The sequence below is a fragment of the Spiroplasma endosymbiont of Nomada ruficornis genome (genome assembly GCF_964030795.1).
Lineage (GTDB): Bacteria > Bacillota_I > Bacilli_A > Mycoplasmatales > VBWQ01 > Spiroplasma_E > Spiroplasma_E ixodetis_A.
In genome coordinates this window covers 666002-684170 of sequence record NZ_OZ034962.1, presented here as the reverse complement: position 1 = coordinate 684170, position 18169 = coordinate 666002, and the positions used below count along the sequence as shown (strand labels likewise).

At 22.7% G+C, this 18169-nt stretch carries 27 protein-coding genes; 2 read left to right on the top strand and 25 right to left on the bottom strand.

What is annotated here, in order from left to right; genetic code table 4:
- Positions 1-4 precede the first annotated feature (4 nt).
- The gene (locus AAHM79_RS04195; RefSeq protein WP_342257212.1) at positions 5-283 is read left to right on the top strand and encodes a hypothetical protein; all 279 of its coding nucleotides are present in this window, start codon (positions 5-7) and stop codon (positions 281-283) included.
- Here AAHM79_RS04195 and AAHM79_RS04190 read toward each other — a convergent pair.
- The 25 genes from AAHM79_RS04190 to AAHM79_RS04070 form a co-directional block, all read right to left on the bottom strand.
- On the bottom strand, positions 280-2304 hold the full coding sequence (locus AAHM79_RS04190; protein ID WP_342257322.1) for a hypothetical protein: 2025 nt from the start codon (positions 2302-2304) through the stop codon (positions 280-282). The two genes, AAHM79_RS04195 and AAHM79_RS04190, sit on opposite strands and share 4 nt — an antisense overlap.
- The gene (locus AAHM79_RS04185; RefSeq protein ID WP_342257210.1) at positions 2255-3493 is read right to left on the bottom strand and encodes a hypothetical protein; all 1239 of its coding nucleotides are present in this window, start codon (positions 3491-3493) and stop codon (positions 2255-2257) included. The genes AAHM79_RS04190 and AAHM79_RS04185 overlap by 50 nt, the downstream gene beginning before the upstream one ends.
- A 13-nt stretch (positions 3494-3506) precedes the next feature.
- Positions 3507-3629: a hypothetical protein gene (locus AAHM79_RS04180; protein ID WP_338957828.1), complete on the bottom strand. Its 123-nt coding sequence runs from the start codon at positions 3627-3629 to the stop codon at positions 3507-3509.
- A 4-nt stretch (positions 3630-3633) separates the two neighbouring features.
- On the bottom strand, positions 3634-5526 hold the full coding sequence (locus AAHM79_RS04175; RefSeq protein ID WP_342258183.1) for a hypothetical protein: 1893 nt from the start codon (positions 5524-5526) through the stop codon (positions 3634-3636).
- A gap of 3 nt (positions 5527-5529) precedes the next feature.
- Complete coding sequence (locus AAHM79_RS04170) at positions 5530-7227, bottom strand: hypothetical protein (RefSeq protein WP_342257321.1); 1698 nt, start codon at positions 7225-7227, stop codon at positions 5530-5532.
- Positions 7228-7238: 11 nt separating this feature from the next.
- Positions 7239-8423: a hypothetical protein gene (locus AAHM79_RS04165; RefSeq protein WP_338958609.1), complete on the bottom strand. Its 1185-nt coding sequence runs from the start codon at positions 8421-8423 to the stop codon at positions 7239-7241.
- Between the two features lie 18 nt (positions 8424-8441).
- A complete protein-coding gene (locus tag AAHM79_RS04160; protein ID WP_342257219.1) occupies positions 8442-8819 on the bottom strand; it encodes a hypothetical protein in 378 nt (125 codons plus the stop codon).
- A gap of 16 nt (positions 8820-8835) precedes the next feature.
- Positions 8836-9027 carry a hypothetical protein gene (locus tag AAHM79_RS04155; protein WP_342258182.1) on the bottom strand — a complete coding sequence of 64 codons (192 nt, stop codon included), beginning with the start codon at positions 9025-9027 and terminating at the stop codon, positions 8836-8838.
- A 34-nt stretch (positions 9028-9061) separates the two neighbouring features.
- On the bottom strand, positions 9062-9220 hold the full coding sequence (locus AAHM79_RS04150; RefSeq protein ID WP_338957552.1) for a hypothetical protein: 159 nt from the start codon (positions 9218-9220) through the stop codon (positions 9062-9064).
- Between the two features lie 15 nt (positions 9221-9235).
- On the bottom strand, positions 9236-9619 hold the full coding sequence (locus AAHM79_RS04145) for a hypothetical protein (protein ID WP_342257220.1): 384 nt from the start codon (positions 9617-9619) through the stop codon (positions 9236-9238).
- 115 nt (positions 9620-9734) lie between these two features.
- A complete protein-coding gene (locus AAHM79_RS04140; protein WP_342257221.1) occupies positions 9735-10007 on the bottom strand; it encodes a hypothetical protein in 273 nt (90 codons plus the stop codon).
- On the bottom strand, positions 9976-10251 hold the full coding sequence (locus tag AAHM79_RS04135; protein ID WP_338957557.1) for a hypothetical protein: 276 nt from the start codon (positions 10249-10251) through the stop codon (positions 9976-9978). The genes AAHM79_RS04140 and AAHM79_RS04135 overlap by 32 nt, the downstream gene beginning before the upstream one ends.
- Entirely contained in the window at positions 10244-10387 is a 144-nt protein-coding gene (locus AAHM79_RS04130; RefSeq protein ID WP_338957559.1) for a hypothetical protein, read from the bottom strand. Before AAHM79_RS04130 ends, AAHM79_RS04135 begins: the two co-directional genes overlap by 8 nt.
- Positions 10388-10457: 70 nt before the next feature.
- Positions 10458-10952, bottom strand: coding sequence for a hypothetical protein (locus tag AAHM79_RS04125; RefSeq protein ID WP_342257318.1), 495 nt, complete (start codon positions 10950-10952; stop codon positions 10458-10460).
- On the bottom strand, positions 10891-11115 hold the full coding sequence (locus tag AAHM79_RS04120; protein ID WP_342257317.1) for a hypothetical protein: 225 nt from the start codon (positions 11113-11115) through the stop codon (positions 10891-10893). The genes AAHM79_RS04125 and AAHM79_RS04120 overlap by 62 nt, the downstream gene beginning before the upstream one ends.
- Positions 11116-11176: 61 nt before the next feature.
- The gene (locus tag AAHM79_RS04115; RefSeq protein ID WP_342257224.1) at positions 11177-11383 is read right to left on the bottom strand and encodes a hypothetical protein; all 207 of its coding nucleotides are present in this window, start codon (positions 11381-11383) and stop codon (positions 11177-11179) included.
- A gap of 17 nt (positions 11384-11400) precedes the next feature.
- Positions 11401-11562, bottom strand: a complete 162-nt coding sequence (locus AAHM79_RS04110) for a hypothetical protein (RefSeq protein WP_338957563.1) — start codon at positions 11560-11562, stop codon at positions 11401-11403.
- Positions 11538-11858 carry a hypothetical protein gene (locus AAHM79_RS04105; protein WP_342257315.1) on the bottom strand — a complete coding sequence of 107 codons (321 nt, stop codon included), beginning with the start codon at positions 11856-11858 and terminating at the stop codon, positions 11538-11540. The genes AAHM79_RS04110 and AAHM79_RS04105 overlap by 25 nt, the downstream gene beginning before the upstream one ends.
- A complete protein-coding gene (locus tag AAHM79_RS04100) occupies positions 11848-12285 on the bottom strand; it encodes a hypothetical protein (protein WP_338957565.1) in 438 nt (145 codons plus the stop codon). The genes AAHM79_RS04105 and AAHM79_RS04100 overlap by 11 nt, the downstream gene beginning before the upstream one ends.
- 2 nt (positions 12286-12287) lie before the next feature.
- Positions 12288-12452, bottom strand: a complete 165-nt coding sequence (locus AAHM79_RS04095; protein ID WP_338957566.1) for a hypothetical protein — start codon at positions 12450-12452, stop codon at positions 12288-12290.
- 134 nt (positions 12453-12586) lie between these two features.
- Positions 12587-12781 (bottom strand): hypothetical protein, encoded by a 195-nt coding sequence (locus tag AAHM79_RS04090; protein WP_342257314.1) that lies wholly within the window; start codon positions 12779-12781, stop codon positions 12587-12589.
- Positions 12782-12844: 63 nt separating this feature from the next.
- Positions 12845-13105 carry a hypothetical protein gene (locus AAHM79_RS04085; protein WP_342257313.1) on the bottom strand — a complete coding sequence of 87 codons (261 nt, stop codon included), beginning with the start codon at positions 13103-13105 and terminating at the stop codon, positions 12845-12847.
- A 12-nt stretch (positions 13106-13117) separates the two neighbouring features.
- Positions 13118-13249 carry a hypothetical protein gene (locus tag AAHM79_RS04080; protein ID WP_338958910.1) on the bottom strand — a complete coding sequence of 44 codons (132 nt, stop codon included), beginning with the start codon at positions 13247-13249 and terminating at the stop codon, positions 13118-13120.
- A gap of 779 nt (positions 13250-14028) precedes the next feature.
- The gene (locus tag AAHM79_RS04075) at positions 14029-14979 is read right to left on the bottom strand and encodes an IS30 family transposase (RefSeq protein WP_342257214.1); all 951 of its coding nucleotides are present in this window, start codon (positions 14977-14979) and stop codon (positions 14029-14031) included.
- A 120-nt stretch (positions 14980-15099) separates the two neighbouring features.
- Positions 15100-16260, bottom strand: coding sequence for an Mbov_0401 family ICE element transposase-like protein (locus tag AAHM79_RS04070; protein WP_342258184.1), 1161 nt, complete (start codon positions 16258-16260; stop codon positions 15100-15102).
- Between the two features lie 73 nt (positions 16261-16333).
- Here AAHM79_RS04070 and AAHM79_RS04065 point away from each other — a divergent pair, with 73 nt between their 5' ends.
- On the top strand, positions 16334-18040 hold the full coding sequence (locus AAHM79_RS04065) for a hypothetical protein (RefSeq protein ID WP_338958622.1): 1707 nt from the start codon (positions 16334-16336) through the stop codon (positions 18038-18040).
- The last annotated feature ends 129 nt before the right edge of the window (positions 18041-18169 follow it).

Sequence of the window (18169 nt, the reverse complement as noted above, 5' to 3'; positions counted from 1 at the left end):
TATTATGAAAATATGAATAAAAACAAATTTTCAAAAAATATCATTATCATTTGCTGTAATAACTGGTGTTACCGGTTTAATCTTAGGAATAGTTTCATATAATAAAAATAATCAATTAACATATTTTTATGATTACGACCATGAAGCACACTGGGGGGCAACTATTTGAGCAAGACCAGTAAGTAATAAACATAAAATTACTCTTTACTGAGCATCAAATAAATTAACTGATGATGCAGTAAAATGAGATGGTATTTATCCAGATGGATATTTTGATAATTAAATTTCTAAATTTATATAAGAAATATTTTCATTATATTTATCAAATAAATTAATATTATTTAAATTTATTTCTTGTTTATTTGTTACTAAAATTAAATCATAATTACCAGCACCAAATAGTCCGCTAACTTCAATTCGATTTAAGTTATTAATTGGATTTTCAATTTGTAATTCAAATTCACTATTATTGTCAATTTGTAAAACTTCTTTATAAAATTCTAATTTAGAAAATAATTGTGATTTATTTGAACCATATAAATTTAAAGCATTTTCGGTTTTATTTTTATTAATAATTAATCTTGTAAAATATTTTCCATATTCACCATTACCTAATGTTCAATCTGCCGGAATTAATGATGGTATATTATTGCTTTCTAATTCATTAGTTATGGATAGTCAGTTAAATTGATTATCATCTAATTTCAATAATTCATTTTGACTAATGTCATTGTTTTTTAGTTTAATGTTATTGATATCTGTAAAATCAAAATATGCAGATTTTAATACTACTTTTATATCTTTAAATTCTCAAATCTTATCAGGTGTAGAATGTATAGGATTTGATTTTAATTCAAAATAATAAGGTAATAATAATTTATAGTCATCATTTAAACCGTTATTAATAGACATGGTTGAATAAATATTTTTTGATAGCATTATAACTATTTGTTTTAATATTTTAACTTTTGGTAAATTTGTATAGTTAGGATAATCTAATTCTCATTGTTTAAATAAATTAGTAATAACTTCATTTGGTTTTTGTCCTTCAAACTTAGCACGAATTTTATCTAAATCATTCATTTCTTTTAAAACATTACTTAATGATGCACCATCAAAGTTTCTATTATAAGTATATGTATAAGTTAACATATCTAATAATACTTTTTGTAAACTATCAATTGGTGGTCTATCTTTTATTTCTAGTTCAACATCATGAAATTTATTTGTTGTAGAAATAAATAAATTATAGTCACTTACTAAAAATCATGACTCTAATTTTTTATCTTTTAATTCTAGTTCATCAGATAATGGTCATACTTTTGAATTTTTAGAAACATCATAACCAATTTTATCATTAGTTACTCTTGCATTATTAATAATTTCTTTTCTTGTTTCTCTACCACCACCAATAGCAATTAAATCTAAAACTGATTTTTCTTGTCCTATAAATTGTTTTGCTAAATTTCAAGGTAATATTTGTTCACTAAATCATTGTTGTAATATTCTAACTTTTGGTTGAGTTTCAATAGGCATTGATAATAGCGGAAATGCTATCTTATCTTTGACAAATAACTTTGGGTATACCTCCATATTGTCGACTTCACCAAGTACCTTTATATTGCCAAAAATCATGCTTCTAGGTGCTTTAATTTTTAAACCAATAACTTTGGTGTCTTTATCTAGTGGTTTTTGTAATTTAATAATAATTGGATAACCATCTCTTGTTTTAAAGTCTTTAATTTTAATAATAGTAATACTTTTAGTACTTCTAGTTTTTGGATTTTGATAAGGTTCTGAATAATTATTAATAATATATAAATTATCAATATTATTTTCAGTTAATGGTTCATTTATACTAACTGCATATAACTTAAATTGATTTAATAAATTTATTTCTTGAAATATTAAATTTTTAATATTAGTCATACTATATTCAATTGTATTGTCATTAATATTAGTACTTGCTCTTTGATTTAATTGCATAGTAAAATCAGATGTTTCAACAGCAGTAGTTTTTAATACTTTATCAATATCAATAAAACCTATTTTAATAGTATTTGCTGAAAATCTTAAACTATTATTTTCATTATTTTTAAATAAACGTTCAATTTCATAAATATAAATTTTTCTTTTTTTAAATTCATCGTATGCTCTATTAATATCAGGGTCACTAGTAGCACTCATCATATTAGTAAAATCATAAGGAATATTATCAATTAAATAATCATTTTCTATTTCTGCTTGATTAAGTTTAGTTTGTTTCTGTGGAAACTTCGTTTGTGGTTTGTTGTTGTTTTCCATTGTTTTCTCCTATTAATTGGTTATTTTCTGGATTAAATAATTTTAATTTAACTGTTAAGTTATTAATTTCTTGTTCATCATTAATATTAAATGTTTTACTATTTAATAAATCTTTATCTAAACGTACTAATATTTGAATAAATTTAAGAATATCAATATTAAATTGTCATAATTTTTGTTCAATATAATTAATAGTTGAAATATTTACCGCTGTACTTTCGGGAACCGATTGTTGTGCTGATTTCTTTTGACTTGGTATATGAATACCACAACGTTTAAATATTTCATTAATATTTCAATCATATATATCAGTTAAATTTTTACCTTTAAAATTACTACTTGTCATATTAATATTTTCACTTTTTTCATTATTATCACCAGTAGTTTTTCAAATATAGTTGTTAGTAACTAATGTTCTTACGGCTTCATCCATTGTAGATTTAGCATTACCATAAGTTTGGTCAAAAATAAACTTTGGTGAATTTAAAATAGTATCTAAAACAATTTGTTCATAAATAACATCTAATGCTTTAATTTTATCCATTACTTTATTACAATCTGCTAACTCATTTGCTTTATTTCTCATAATTGCTATTGGAATATAATTAATATTTAATGTTTGTTCTTGTTCTAAATTAGGATTATTACTATATTCTTTAAAAGGTAAAGGAAATTGTTTTTTATTATCACTAATACTATAAATTGCACGATTAATAGTTACTTGTTCATTATTTAATTTATAAACTTCAAATAATCTTACTGTTTGTGCATTTTGTTGATAACTATCATAAAAAATAGTACATTGAATTAATTTACCAGTAATATCATAAATTCTTTGCTGTATATCTACTACTTGAAAATAAAAATCATCATTAGCAATATAAATTAAATAACCACTAATTCCTAATTTGCTTAATTTAAAAATAGAATTTCAATTCTTTCTATAAAATTCTTGTTTAATTAAATATTGTTTAATAGTTTCATTATTAATATCCAATGGAGCATTATATAAATTAGCATTATTTTCAGCAACAAAATCAGTAAAATAAGTCTCATGATTAAAATCATTAAAACCAAAATAACTTAAAATAGAAGTGTGTGTACTTTTATTTTCTAAAAAAATTAATTTAGATTTTTCTTCATTATTATTAATATTTGTTTTATCTTTTCTTGGTCAAAAAGGTTTCATTTTTTTCTCCTTTCTAAAATATTTGATTAATTTTTAAGACAATTTTTACTATAATAAATATAATTAAACCAGCAACAGCAGAAGATAATAAAACTCCAATTAAACTTAAAATAATTTTTATAATTTTTCAAATCATAATTTTATTCCTGTAATTCTTCTACTTTTCATGTATTACCTTTATCGCTACCTTTTAAAGAATAAATAGTAATAAATTTTGAGTGTTGTACTGATAAAACTAAGACATTAGTATTATTGTTAAAAACTTCTATTGGTACACCTGCTATTTTTGTATTAGTTATAATAAATTCTTTAATTGCAAAAACATTATTATATATATTTCAAGAATAATAAACTTTATATCTTTTATTAACTATAAAATCATAAGTAATTTGTCAATTATCTCATTTATTTTTTTCTCTTATTCCTACTTCTTTTCAAATTGAACTACTTGGAGGAATTGGAATTGGTTGTGGTTGTTTTTTGATAATTTCATTAATAGCACCAGCAACAGTTTTATCAGTAGTTTCTAAATTAGGAATTTCAGTACCAATAGTATTTATAGAAAAAGCATATTTGAATTGGTCTTTATCCATTTTATTGTCTAATTTTTTATCTACTTCTTCTTTTTTATAATAATCAGTTAAATCAGTTTTCCCGCAAGTAGCACTAATTTTATTATTTTCATCAATTTTAATATTTTCACCAGCAATTAACTTATCTTGTTTTTTATCTAATAATTGATTTGTTTCTAGTTTTGTATAATAATCATGTTCAGTATTTTCTTCTGCTATAAATTCAGTTGGTGTATCTATTCCTTGATATTGATATATTTCTTCTATATCACCAATTAAATTAATTTTTCCAAGTTCAGGATAAGAATTACCACCACCACTAAATTGTTTCTTTTTATTGTTATAGTAAATAGTTCCAATATTTAAAATATTTTTATTTTGTATTTGTTCTCCATAAGTCATGGAATCAACATTTAACAATTCAAATTCGTTAAAAACATTATTTAAATAAATTTTAATTACTTTATAAAATTTCATAAAGTTATTTTCTGTTGAATATTGATAACTGATTTTAATAAAATAGCATTTAAATATTTCTATATTATTATTTTCAACTTTTTTTCATAAGGGACTAGTTTCAATATTAAATCAATTATTTTTAACATCATTAATATTTTCGTTTGTTTTAATTAATTCACTATTTAATTTGGTAATTTCATTTTCATTTGTAGTAATTCGTTTTTGTTGTTTAGCAGAAAAATCACAAGTTGGTGCATGTGTATAATCACCAATTTGTGGATTGTTTTGTAAAACATCAGGTGGTAATGTTCCAATTTCATTAGGTCAATCTAAAATCATAGTTTCAGTTTTTGAGTCATATTCTGTTGCAACATAACCTTTATTTATTAAATTTGTAACTGGTCCCCTATATGTTTCATTTTTATTACCATTAATGGTATCATCATATAATTTTATTTGCTTTGATAATGTAAATTCTTTTTGTTCTTGAATTAATTCATTAACTTGGTTTCTAGTATAAAATGCTTTTAAGTCAATTTTTTCAACATCTATTTCATCATTATTATAATTTGAAAATATTTGTTTTAATTCTGTTAATCTTGCTCATATTTTCATTCTACTAGGTGCTAAATCTCAAATATTAATCGTAGGAGTACTACTTGCACTAAATTGATTACCATTATTAAATTGAATAGTAGCATCAACATTAAATTCAATTGGTGTACGATTAAATACTCAATGTTCAACCATAACATAAACCATATCTCTTAAAGTTTCTTTAATTAATTCATCTTTAAAACTATCAAAAGGAAATTTAGATAAAATAAAATCAAGATAAGCATTAATATCATTTTGAGCACGAATAGCAAATGTTTTAAATCAATCATCAACATTTGGTCATGTATTTATATATTGTCGTGGTGTTTCTGTAATTGTTCCAGTTAATGGATATCAGTTATTATAATTTTCTAAACTGACACCAGTTCAAAGTTTATTAATCATATTTTATCATTCCTTAAAAAATGCTTTTTTATAACGTTTGGTTTTTGATTTAGTTTTTCTATGTGATATATGTATAATTTCTTTTTGTAATTTTTTATTTCCTTTTTTTACAACTTGATTATATGCAAATTTTTCTAAATGTCTTAACAATCCAGTACCAAATACAGTATTAACTGATAATTTTAAACCCACCCTTTTAAATGATTTATTGACATTATCAATAGGATTATTAATAACATTAACTACTTTATGATAAGTTCTAATTGTCCTTAATATTTGCCTATAAATTTTAAAACTATCTTTAATCATTTGTTGTACAACTGGTAGAGCAAAAGCAATACTTTTTAATCATTTATTTTGACTAACTCCATATCCAATATATCAACCGCTATATCATCTATATCAATGAAATGGATGTATTTGAATAACAAAAGTTTCTGCTTTGATAATACTATCAATAACTACAATTGGTTTATATTTAGGATTACGATGATAAATAGTAATTCCACATTTATCTAATGATAAAGGTTGAATTTTACAAGCCATAAATACTGGTGAATTTAATGGAATTAATTGTGCATGTTTAATTGCTTTCTTTTCAGCACTTGTAAATACATCAATTGTTTTTTCTTTTAATTTATTAATTTTTTCAAATGCTTGTTTTTCTAATTTTTCGAATTTCTCTTGTAATTTATAAATATTTATTCTTATTTTTTCAAAATATGAAGTATCTTTTCAAAATTTATTTAAACCTTTTTTAAAATAAAATTTAATATCAAAATATTTAAAAGTTTGATTTGCTTTTAATACTAATTTATGAATTGAACTATTTTTAAAATTAAATTTAATTGCATTAGCACGAATTTTTTGTAAATCTAAAATTAAAGATTTTCCATATCTATTTTCTGCATGTATTGTATGAACTAAATTTAATCAGTCATGTTGGTTCATTTTTAATACTTCTTTTAAATCAGTATTATATTTTTGTAAAAAATTGTTTGCTTTATCAATATCTTTAATTTTAAATTTAGGAGTTAACTGTGGACTTAACTTTATTAATTCATTTTGTAATAATAAATAATTTTTTAATTCTTGTACTTCTAATTTTGCAAAATTATTTTTATATTGTCTTTCAGCAACAAAACCTAAATTTTGTATTATTGTTTCGCGATTTGGAGCATGGTTATAATTAAATAAATAACGTTTATTTCCAATAATTTTATCTGTTAAAATTTCTTTTCCACTTACTTGACTAATGATTTCTTGTAAATTTTTTGCTTTTTTAATGCCAATTTGTTCTAATGTTTTAGTTTTTTCTGCTAAACTAATAAATTTAGTTGTACGATAACCACGACTAATTCTATTAAGTCCAGCAAATGCAGGTAATATATTAAAAAAAGTATTTAATGGTGTAACATTTCCTTTTAAATAATCATAAACTTGATTAATAGTAAAATCAGTTAAAAACTCTACACCAACAGCACTAATACTAGCAAGTAAATCACTTGCACCTAAACCAAGTGCTAAACTTTCACTTAATCCACCAGTAAAAGGAGCAAGTGCTACTGCTATTACTTGTACACCAATCATTTCTAAAATTTCTCATCATCAACTTTTATGTTCTTGTTGTTGACTTGTTCTAGTATGTTTTGGTTTATTTATGTTTAAAAGTATTGCTGTACTAGTTGTACCAATTGGCATAATAATTATCCTTATTTAAGAGTTATTTTTATAGGATTTGTTGAACCTTGATAATTTTTATCAGTGTCATTAGTAGTGATTACTACATATAAATCTCCTGCTTTTTGGTTTTGATTACTTACATCCACTTGACCTTGGGCATCACTAAAATAATTAATAATTGGAGTTGTTAAATTTGGATTTAAATTATTTAGTTCAGTTGTATTTTTAATTGTTGTATCTAATAATTTATTCTTTTTAGTAGTATCAGCAGTAATATTAGTTGTTAATGTTGTAATTTCTTCACTTAAATATTTTTTATTAACAATACCACATAACATTCATCTTGATTCTGTTTCTGAGTTTGACATATAAGGAATAGATTCTCCTGTTACTTGTCCACCAACTAAATATCTTTTTGGAACTTTACCATCTTTAATATCTTCAACATATATACTAGTTTGTTGTAACATATATCTTTTCATTGCTTTTGGTGTTGCTAAAACAAAATTCATAATTTGATTTTTATTTTCAGTATTTTTAAATGTCATATAATCATCCATAACAATTTGACATAATACACCTTTAATATATAAATTTGTTCCATTTAATCTTAATTGTTGTGCTAGTTGATTATCAGTAATTAAACCTTTATTATCTGCTAAATAAACTAAAGTATCATAAAGACTATTTGTTATAAAAAATTTACAATTATTACTATTTCTTAATTGAAATAAAGTATTTCATGCTGATAACATTGATTTTAAATATCCTACTGGTGTTGTATCAGTAATGATTACTTTTTTGGCAGATTTAGCAATTGTATTTGTATCATTATTTGCTAAATAATCTGCTAAATCATTAGCAACTTCATATTGCATACTTTCTAGTAAATTTTGCCCATTATCTGCAAATAAATCAACTTCACCAATCATTTCTCCTGTACTAGCTTCTTTTGTAATTTCTTTAATAATTTTATCAGTATCAACATAACCAACTTCTAATCCTTTACTTTTATCATTTCAATGAAGTATTTTGAATGTTGGGTCTTTTGGTTTTTTAACTATAAATTCAATTTTTGTAGAATTAACCATTTCAATTGGAAAAAAACTTGCTCATGGACTATTTGATTGTTTATAAAATTCTATAAATTCAGGTGTTTCTACTAATTTTGTAGTATTATCTAAATTTTGTTTAAATGGCACTGGATTTGGCATTTTAAATTTTCCTTTCTTTTATAAATTATTTTTCTTTTTATAATCTAATAAACTACTTTTTATTGAAGTTTCTTGATTTGTTAATATTGTTTCTTGTTTACCACCTGTATTAATTGGTTCTTTAAATAGTGGTTGTTCTTTAATCATTTTTTTAATAGTTTCTTCAATTTTTGAATTTTCTATATTACTTGTTTTAAATTTTAAAAATTCATAAAATTCTTTTTTAACTTGATATTTTTTAAATATATTAATTATTTCTTTTTCTTTAATTTCTTGATTAAGTTTATTTAACTTATTTTCTAATTCAACAATCTTAATTTCTTGCTCTTGTTGTAAATTATTATTTTCAATTAAAGGTTCAGTATTTTGTTCAACATTAGTTTCATTTTCTAACATTTAAATCACACCTTTATTATTTATTTTCTTTTCCATTAATTTTTTCATTAAGTTTTGCTAATTTTTTTTGATGTTTCATCACTTTATTATTTCTTCTAATATGTTTTGGAGTTGTAATAAATCTTTTCAATCAAACAATTAATTCTCTACAAATGAATGTTCCTACACTTGTTCCAATAATAATTAATTCATGTAAAAATTCTTTCATTTTCAATTATTTCCTTTCAATTATTTATTTTTAATTATTCGTCAAATTGACCATTATTAATTCTTTCAATCATTGATTTTGAATTACTTATAATAGTTACCAATAAAGATATTTCTTTATTTAATTGTTCCATTCTTTCTTTATATGTCTGAATTTCATTGTTATAATATTCAATCAATTTTTCTTTATTCATTAGTTATCATCTCCTTTATAAACTATCATATGTAGTTGGTCTTTCATATAAAACATCACTACTTCCACTATTATTACTAATAGCATCACTATTAATTAATCTTCTTGTTTCATTTGTAAATGATGTTTCTTGCATTTCTTGATTATAATTTGTAGTTTCCATAGGTAATAAATTATGTATAATTTCACTTGCACCAGCAACTATTGTTGGTACTGCATAAGCATTATTAAAATCATTATTTATACCCATAGCTACACCACTTGAAATTAGACATCCACTAGTTGCCATATTACATATTTTTCTTATTACTTCAAATCTATTAGGTATTAGTTCACTTAACCCACCAATTAGATTTGATATACCATAAGTACTTAAACTAATATATGTATCTCAATCCATTTGTTGTTTATTATCATTAGTTAATAATAATGGTCATGGTGGTGTTTCTGTGGTAGTAGTTGTTAATCAAGGTGGTGGTTCAGGATTAGGATTGATTTTTGTAAATTTTGCATAATTAATTAAACCAATAGTTCCTAAACCTAATAATATTTTTTTTACTTGAATTTAATATTTTCTTTTTAGTACTTGGCATTTGATTTAAGTTTCATATATCAATTCCTAACTTTTTACTAAATAATAAAGCATTAATACTTCCTAATACTGGATTACCAATAATTTGACCATAATAAGCACTTGTACCAATCATTGCTGATAATGGACTTATTCCAATTCTTATTATTTTTAATAAAGTATAGTTATTTGATTGTACATTCGTGTCATTTGGCATTTTCATTTACTCCTTCATTTTTTGGTTTAATAAACACTTCAACTCAACCTGTATAGTGAACGTTATCACCAACTAAAATAGCAGTATTTGCATGTGGTTGAGAAACAACTAAATATTCAGCAATAACATTAGGATATTTTCATAAAATAATTGCTTTTATATCATTACTATCTGTTAAATCTTTGGGATTTGGTGAAAATATTTCTATTTTATCTTGACCAAATAAATCTGTTAATTTAGTCATTATCAAATTCACCTTTTTCTATTTTTTCAATTAATAAATTTAAAATATTTTTGTCCAAATCAGAGTTTGTATAATTAATTTTTTTAGTTCATTTAATTATATCTTTCATATATTTAAGTAATTTTTCTTTATTCATTATTTATTCTCCTTATTTAAATAATATCAACCAATTAATAAACTATCTGCTTCATCATGATTTGATATTTTTATATTTCAATTATTTCTTTAATAATTTCTTCAGCAACATATATACTTAGTTCTTTATCTCAAGGTCTTAATCAAAAAATAGGTGGGTCATAACGTTCATATCATTTCTTTCATTCACTTGGACTTATTAACATATCTTTTGTTAATAATTTATTAAATTGTCCTGCAATAAAACCACGTAAATGTTCTTGAGTTTCATAACCAATACCATTTTTTGAATTAAAAGTACCACGTTCAATAATTAAATCCAATTCATTATCATTAACTTTTATATCTCAATAAAATTTTCTTTGTCCATCATATTCTTTTAAATTATAACTTTTAACAAATATTGGTTTTCAATTTCAAAAATCATATTTATCATGTAAATAAACTTTTTTTCATAAAGTAAATCCAGTATTTTTAATACTTGGGTCAATTGAAAGTAAATAATTAGTCATTATCAAATCACCGGTCTTTAATTCTGGTTTTAATTGGTTTATAAACTTCTTCATAATATCCGTTTAAGCGATATGTGTTTTTAAGATATTGCATAAATCTTTCTTTATTAATACAATTTTTATGTCTTGATTTATTAATTTCATCAACTTTATTTCTATGTTCTTTATCACCTTGATAACAATGTTCACATACATTTCTCAGCAGTTTTTTTCGCAAGTAAATAAATCATGTTTTTTATCACATACACAACAATCTTCACAACATACTTCTTTATTCATTATTTATTCTCCTTTCTATTATTTCTTTCTTGCTTTATTAAGAAATTTATTGAAATAATTTGATTATCACCATCACCTAATTTTTTTAAAAGATATTCATATCTTTTCTTAAAATCTTCACTATCAATATCTCTATCTTGGTAAATTATTTTTTTCAATTTTTTTATTTTATACAAGGTTTTTGGAGAATATATTTCTCCATGCATGCAAAGAAAACATTTCATTATTTATTCTCCTTATTTTCAATTTGATTAGCAATTTCACTTAATATTTTTAATACTTTATATTCATTTTTTAATTCTTTAATAATAAATATTAAAAATATTATTAGTGTTATACTTGTTATTAATATTGGTGCTATTAATAAAATTTCTCATCATATCATTTTTTACTCTTTTCATTTTTTAAATCATTTAACATTAATTGAACAAAATACACGATTTTAGGAATGTTTAAAGTATTAAAAATTTGACCAGTGACAATAATTTCATCGTTTTTGTTTAATAAAATACATCGGTTATAAAATTTTGGATTATTAAAAATTAAAGTAACATAGTTTAAACCATTTCATTGACCACGAACACTATAATATAATTCTTTATTACCTTTTTCGTAATATTTTGCTTCAATAGTGTTACTTAGTTTTACTGTTAATTTGACATAATTGGCTTTATCTTTCATTTTTATAATTCCTTAAATAGTATTGAATGTGTTTATATGCATCTTGTTCATGTTTTGTTAATTTTATATTTCCTTTATAATTTGTTATTTTATTTTTATTTTTTGGTTGGTTTTCTAGATAATCTCAGTTGAAAACATCTTGTACTAATACCATTAATGAACCAATAATTTTAGGAGTTGCTAATGGATTAGTTAATAATTGTTTTGAACTTAAAAAGAAATTTTCTACAATAACTAATATTTTGTTTTCAAAAAATTGTTCTTTGATTATTGATAATATTCTTTTATAACGATTTTTACTTTCAAAAACATGTGTTGTGTTGAATGTTTCTGTATAAATAATCCTATTTGTTTCATTTGAATATATAACAATTCCATTATTACCAATACCAGCGGGGTCAATCCCAATAATTAAGTCATATTGCATTATTAATCAAATTCACCATTTTTAATTTTTTGATTTAATTGAGATATAAGATTTAATCTTCCATTAAAACAACTTTTTCAAAGTTTAGTTACTTTTTCATCGTCTCTCATTTCTTTATTTCATTCTCATTCATCTTTAAGATATTCAAGTATTTTTTCTTTATTCATATTTATACCTCCTACTTAACCTAATATTTAAAATACAGTCATAACAAATTGCTTTACTATTTTTATCTCTTAAAAAATATTTTCTTGTTTTTATATCATTAGTATTAAAGAATAAATAATCTAATTTATTTTGTTTACATGTTCAACAAAAATACTTTTTCATTATGAGTTGAAATTTCCTTATAAGAAGTAACTATATAATTAATTGGTAAATCATCATGTTTATATGGATTATTTATTTTAAAACCTTTTCTGTTTTCTTCTCACGTAATGTTATATTTAAAACAAGGATTAGTAATTTTAGTTTTGTTATCTGTTATTTCACCCATAAATCAACTATTATGCTGTTCATAAAATGTTAATTGTTCAAGTTTTATATCATTAAGATAATATTATTTTGGAGCAGTTGGTTTATTAACAGTTATTTTTTGGTCTTTAATATATGGTTCTAATAACTTTATTAATTCATTACCACTTAATTCTTTTTTAATATTTTCTAAATTAAAAACTCAATATGTGCAACTGTTATCAACAATAAAAGAATTATTTTTAATCATTCATTTTGGAAGAGATAATTTATATTCAACATAATCAATAAGAATAGATGGTGGTTTATCTTTAACAATTTGTTCTTTTTTAAATTCTATTTGCATAATAATCCTTTCCTAATATGTTCTGTTGCTTCTAGCATAAAGAACATATATTTTTATTCTTAGATTATTAATAATACTACTATTTGTTTTATTCATTCCAGCAATTCTGGGCTCAAAAATAAATTGTGAAATTTTAAAAAACATTGAGGCATTCGATTCAATATTTATTTAATTTGCGTTTAGCAAATTAATATTTTAATTGAACCGGTCCCGCTCAATTTTTTTTACAAGTTTGAAATTTATTTTCTCGCCCAAAAATTTTTCAAAAAAAAATAAAAAATAAAACCAACACTTGCTCACTTGGTAGTGGCAAGGTTGGTTAAATAAAGAATAATAGTTGGTCCCCACTCCGGGTCTATATATACTAGTTTCCAATTCGCTCCCACCCCAAGAATTACCATTTCTGGTTAGTATATTTTATTAGGTATCACTCCACTTTTTATTTATCCATGCAAGTCCACATGCTAGCTACTATTTTTAACAACTATGTTGTAGTTCACTTTTTTATTTCCCTAACACGTGTTGATAATAGTGCTAAAGACGGTTATTAAAAATTTTAAAATTTTTCATTAATTGCACAAAATAAAGCTGAAAATCGAAAACAATCACATATTAGTTTTCATAAGTTTAAAAATAAGAATTTAGTAAAATATGTACAACAAAAATTACTATTAGGTTGATCATCTGAACAAATTTAGGGAGCGTACCGATGTTGTCAATAATATTCAAATTTGTCTTTAAATTATAAGTTTAGACGAGAATAATTTAGACTTCAATATGCAATTGTAAGTTAATCTTAACACTTCAAAAATATTAGTCAACAATAATACTTACTTTTATAACTCAAAAATTCTTATTAAAGTTTTCTTTAATAAGTTTTATTTTATTTTTATTTATTTGCTAAATTGTAAAGGTAAGTGCAACTAAATTATTTTTCTATCCAAATATTCGATTGGTGAAAGATAATTTAGTATTTTTCTCGGTCTTTGATTTAAAGACAATATAAATTTATGAACTTCATTTTTATTAGTTTTTGAAAAAATAAATTTTTTAGGAAATTTTTCTCTAATTAAACCATTAGTATTTTCATTAGTACCTCTTTGTCAAGGTGAATATGGATTGGCAAAATAAATTTTTACATCTAAATTTTTTTCAAGTTGTTGTCAATTTGAAAATTCTTTGCCACGATCAAAAGTAATAGTTTTAACAATGTTTTTAGGAAGAATTGATAAATAATAACTGACATTTTTATTAATAACTTTAGTAGTTCTGTTTTTAACTAATATTGCTAAAGTAAATCGTGATACTCTTTCAACTAAAGTTATTAAACATGATTTGCTTTTACCTCGTGATGATACTATAGTATCTCCTTCTCAATGACCAAGTGTTATACGATCATTAACATTTATATCTCGTTCTTTAATTGATTTACCATTAAACTTGCCACGATTTTCTTTAGATTTTCGTTTTTTACCTTTTCTTCTTAAATTTTTACTAGTAACTTTATCAAGCATTCCAAAATAAATTCAAGTATAAATTGTTTTAAAACTAATAACTCACTCTTTATGAAAATTTTTAATTCTGCCATAAATTTGTTCAGATGATCAACCTAATAGTAATTTTTGTTGTACATATTTTACTAAATTCTTATTTTTAAACTTATGAAAACTAATATGTGATTGTTTTCGATTTTCAGCTTTATTTTGTGCAATTAATGAAAAATCATGATTATTATCTTTATTTCTATTAATTTCTCGAATAATAGTACTAATACTTCGATTAAGATTTTTAGCTATTTCACTAATTTTAAATTTAAATTTCAATTGATTCTCAATATAAATCCTTTCATCTATGCCAAGATGTTTATAACTCATATAAAAACTCCTTACTTTTTTCTAAACTAAATTTAGCATTATGAAATTTTTATATGAGAATTTTTTGCAATTTTATTTACTTGCACTTACAAGTATAATTCAGCAAATTTAAGTTTTAATTTATAATAACTGGATAATTGTATTTATTTGATAACATTTAAAATTAACCATTTTTGTATACATATCAATGTTATAAGTTCTATCACCAATCATATGCTTTAAAATTTGTTTAATATTAGTTTCAGTAAAGCAACCAATATTTTCAACTAATGCTTGGTTTAATACACCATCTTTTGCATTAATAAAATAACCAACTTTTAATTTTTTATATTGTAAAGTTAATGATTGTAAAAAATCAATTAATTCATAATATTGACCTTTGGCAAATAAATTTATTGCATTTTGATAGTGTAATTTAGCAATTTGATTTTTTCTTCTTCCTGCCATTATACCAAGAAATAAAACATGAAAAGCATGAAATTTATCTAAAATAAATTTAGCATTTAAAATTGTAGCAGTTTTTCTAATTCATTTTGCACTATCTCCACAAACTATTAAATTTGCTTGGTCAAAGTTTTCAAAAAATAAATTACCATATTTTTCTATTAATTTTGCGGTTTTTTCAGCACCAATTTCTGTTTTTGAAACTCTTATTTTACATACAGCTCTTTTATTAATTAATTTTCCATTTTTCTTTTTACCAGTACACATTACTATTAATCTCATCGAACATTTTTTACAATTTTTAGTATTGTGTTTTTCATTAAACTTAAATTTTCGATGACCATCATCAATATTTACATATAAATTTTGATTTGGTTGTAATGGTATTTTGGGAATATTTGCTTTTGGTAATTCAAATTTTTGATATGTTCTACAAACTGTACTATTACTTATTAAATATTCAATAAAAGTATCACAAACATCACGATACTTTTTACCATCAGCAAAATATTTTAAAATTTGTTTAATAACGTTAGGTGCAAGTTTACTATATTTTTTAACACCAAGATAATTATCTAATAATGATACGTACTCCATTTTTTGTGTTTTTGTGTTATAATGTGTACAAATACGTCGCTTATAAGTTAATAAACCTTTTTTTGCTTTTAATTTTCGTTGTCTAAATCTATATGATTTATATTCAGATTTATCACATATACTTCATAAATAATCATCTATTTTTGCAAATAATTCTTCTGTTTGTTTTAAACTTAATTCATCTTGATTAAAATCATGTTTGTCTCAATCAAAATGATTTGCGAATGGTAATATAAACATTTTTAATGTTCCTTTCTAATTTTTGTTTGTTAATAATTTAAGTTTAATTTTTTTTTAAAAATAAGGAGTAAATATGGCTTTTATTAGTAGTTATGGACAATTAAATAAAAAATATAATCTTAATTTTAGTGATAATAATTATGGTTTTAGTTGAGATATTTTTAAAGAATTTGTTGGTGATGAATGAGCAGAATATTTTACTACTAATTGTTTTTATCGTTTTGTTCCAACAGCACGTGGAACAAGAAAAACTTGAAACTGTTTAGCATTTGATTTATTTATATGTTGTAATTTTAGAGATAGTAGTGTTCAAGAAGTAAGAAGATATGAAAATACTCATAGTGAAACTACAATTGGTGCTTTAATGAATGTTTGTCAAGTTTTATTAGATACATATAATATTAATTTATTACCTAATAATCCACATGGCATTAAATGAAAAATTACTAAGGATGGGGGATGTATTATCTTTCCAAGTAATCAACAAATTGACTTTATTGGTTATGCTAATGGTAATAAGATTTTTGGAAAAGAAGCAGGTGGGTCAAGTTTTTTAGGTTCAAGAACAGATGAAATTATTATGGCAGAAGAAAAAGAAACATTAACTGAAAAACAATTAACATATCGATATGAACGTTTACAAAACTCTATGTTTAGAAGTAATCGTATTAAAGTATCAAATAAACCTATTAAAGAGTGAAGTTGAACATTTATTGATAAAAATATATATAGTTCTACCTTTGGACAAAAGATTACTCGTTATTTTTATAAAAGTTTTTTCATTACTTTTACATGTAATCCTTATGATAAATATCATCCATTTTATTTAAAATACTGTACACCATTTTTACCATTAAATGATGAAGTCATGAAAAATCTTAAAAAAGTTGGTAAAGTTTATTATGAAAATAAAGATATGTTTAGTGGTTTAGGTTTATTTGTTTTAAGATTTACTATTCAACCATTTTGAAATAAATTACCTGACATTCAACAAAGAACATTATTAGAAATGGAAAAAAGTAATCCAGATGAATATAATACTGTTTATTATGGTTTTGAATTTTTAGATAGCGATGCAACAATTTTCCCATTTCAAAAAACAGTAAAATATTGACAATCATATGATTTAAAACAATTTTATAATCAAGAAAAAGAAATGTATAAATTTGATTTTTATAGTGTTGGTATTGATTGAGCTACGGGACCAAAAGACCATACTGTATTTATGGTAGTTGGTTTTAAAGAATATAATAATACTGGTTATTATGATGCTTATATTATTTGTGAATTAGTAGTTACTCCAAATGATTTTATAAATGAAAATGAAAAAATTAATGCTTATGTTAATGAAATTTTAGGATTAATGGATAATTTTGAAAATTTTGAACAAGCAATTTATTTTTATGATGATAAAGCAAGAACAGCAATGGATTGATTAAATCAAAAATTAATTGATGAACACAATACTATTTTAATAACACAAACCGCTATTAAACATGCTTCAAATTTAAATCAAGAAGCCGGATTAACTAATAGAGTAGTTTGAATGAGAAATATTATGAGTTATGGAAACTTTTATGCAAATAAAGATGATTTACCAAAAACAACTCAATGTTTAGAAGAATTACGTTATGACCAAACCAAAACTAACATTCCTGACAAAAATATGTATCAAGACCCTTATGATGCATTATTTTATGCATTATATCCATATAAAAATGTAATTAGGGGTAAAAATAATGCTACTGTAAAAAAAAGTATCTTCACATTTGCAATATAATAAATAAGCGCAATACAATTAATATTATAGGTATCAAAAAATAAACACCTTTAATTTAGGCGTTATTTTGCTTTTAAAAGCATACTTGTAAAAATAATCAAAAATAGTACAATTTAAAAGTAAAATCAA